2 protein-coding genes are annotated in these 1,908 nt (G+C 73.7%); one reads left to right on the top strand and one right to left on the bottom strand.

Annotation, left to right across the window (positions count from 1 at the left end):
- On the bottom strand, nucleotides 1–246 hold a 246-nt coding region (locus GPJ59_RS35855; protein ID WP_219672303.1), incomplete at its 3' end, for a hypothetical protein.
- 173 nt (nucleotides 247–419) lie between these two features.
- Between GPJ59_RS35855 and GPJ59_RS35850 the strand changes: the two genes are divergently transcribed.
- Entirely contained in the window at nucleotides 420–1,799 is a 1,380-nt protein-coding gene (locus GPJ59_RS35850) for an aminopeptidase P family protein (protein ID WP_308120685.1), read from the top strand.
- Nucleotides 1,800–1,908 lie beyond the last annotated feature (109 nt).

Below are 1,908 nucleotides of genomic sequence, written 5' to 3'. Positions count from 1 at the left end.
GACCTCGGCGGGGGCCGAGGCGAGGCGGTCGACCTCGTCGAAGGGGTTCTCGCCGCGGGCCGCCGCGGCCGGGGCCGCCTGCGCTGCCTGGGCGGCCTGGGCGGCCTGGGGCGCCCGGGCGCCGGCGAAGGTGGCCGGCACCGGGTTCTCCGCCGCCTGCGAGGTGGCCTGCCCTATGGAAGCGAGGAGGGTCACCGCGACCGCGGAGGCGAGAAGGGCCGAACGCACAGCTCTGTACTGGGACACCAAAACTCCTGGTGGGAGAGGGGTGGTGGGGGGTTGGTGCGTGAACTGCCTTGCTGCACACGGCATTTGACGGGGATTAACGAGCCGTTGTGTGAGCTGTAACATAGTAATGTGAAATTGCACTGACAAGACCTGTGCAGCCATCAGTTCTCGTCCACCCTCGGGAGCCCCTCGTGACCGACACCCCCGCACAGCCCGCGCGCCTCAACATCGGCAGTCACGACCTGCCCGTATCAGCCGAGTTGTCCCGGTTCATGGCGGGCCGGTGGGCCCCCTCCCCGCTGCCCGACTCGGTCCGGGTCCCCGGGTACGAGGTCACCCCGGGCCGCCGCGCACGGCTGTCGGCCCGCTTCCCCGGCGAGCGCCTGATCGTCCCGTCGGGCGAGCTGAAGGTCCGATCCAACGACTGCGACCACCGCTTCCGCCCGCACAGCGCCTACGCGTGGCTGACCGGCCTGACCGGCGAGGACCAGGTCGGACACGTCCTGGTCCTGGAGCCGTCCGGACCGCACGGGCACGAGGCCGTCCTCTACCTGCGGCCGCGCTCGGCGCGCGCGGACGGCACCGAGGAGTTCTACCGGGACCGCCGCTACGGCGAGTTCTGGGTGGGCCGCCGCCCCGACCTCGCCGAGGCCGAGCGGCTGACCGGCATCCGCTGCGCGCACCTGGACACCCTCGGCACCCCGGCCGGCCGCGACGCCTCCACCGACGCCGAACTGGCCACCGCCCTGTCCGAACTGCGGCTGGTCAAGGACGCCTGGGAGGTCGGCCAGCTCCAGCTCGCCGTCGACCACACCGCCGCCGGCTTCGAGGACGTCGTACGGGCGCTGCCGCGCGCCCTGGCCCACCCGCGCGGCGAGCGCTGGATCGAGGGCGTCTTCGGCCTGCGCGCCCGCGCCGAGGGCAACGGCACCGGGTACGACACCATCGCCGCCTCCGGCGCGCACGCCTGCGTGCTGCACTGGATCCGCAACGACGGCCGGCTGAACCAGGGTGACCTGCTCCTGCTGGACGCGGGCGTGGAAACGGACACCCTCTACACGGCGGACATCACCCGCACCCTCCCCCTCTCCGGCCGCTTCTCCCCCGTCCAGCGCCAGGTCTACGAACTGGTCCTGGCCGCCCAGGAGGCAGGCATCGCCGCCCTGCGCCCCGGCGCCAGCTTCCGCGACTTCCACCGCGCCGGAATGCGCGTCATCGCCGAGGGCCTGGCCGAATGGGGCGTACTGAAGAACGCGGAGGGGGACCTGCACCGCCGCTACACCCTGTGCAGCAGCGGCCACATGCTCGGCCTGGACGTCCACGACTGCGCCAAGGCGCGCGCCGGGACGTACCTCGACGGCGTGCTGGAGGAGGGCCAGGTGCTCACGGTCGAGCCCGGCCTCTACCTCCAGCCCGACGACGAGACCCTGCCGGCCGAGCTGCGCGGCATCGGCGTACGGATCGAGGACGACCTGGTGATCACCTCCGACGGGGCCCGGCTGATGTCGGGCGCCCTGCCGCGGACGGTGGCGGGCATCGAGGAGTGGATGGGCACCCTCCTGGAGGGCTGAGCCGCCGCACGGGCAGGCAACGGGCCGCGCGGGAGGCAACGGGCCGCGCCGGCGAACCGGCCCGCCGGCCCAGTCGGCCCCGCCGGCCCCGCCCATCCCGCCCGGGGGC

Origin of the sequence: Streptomyces bambusae (assembly GCF_019400985.1) — a bacterium.
GTDB classification, from domain to species: Bacteria; Actinomycetota; Actinomycetes; order Streptomycetales; family Streptomycetaceae; genus Streptomyces; species Streptomyces bambusae_A.
The sequence above is the reverse complement of the archived record's forward strand: the minus strand, read 5'-3'. Positions and strand labels throughout refer to the sequence as shown.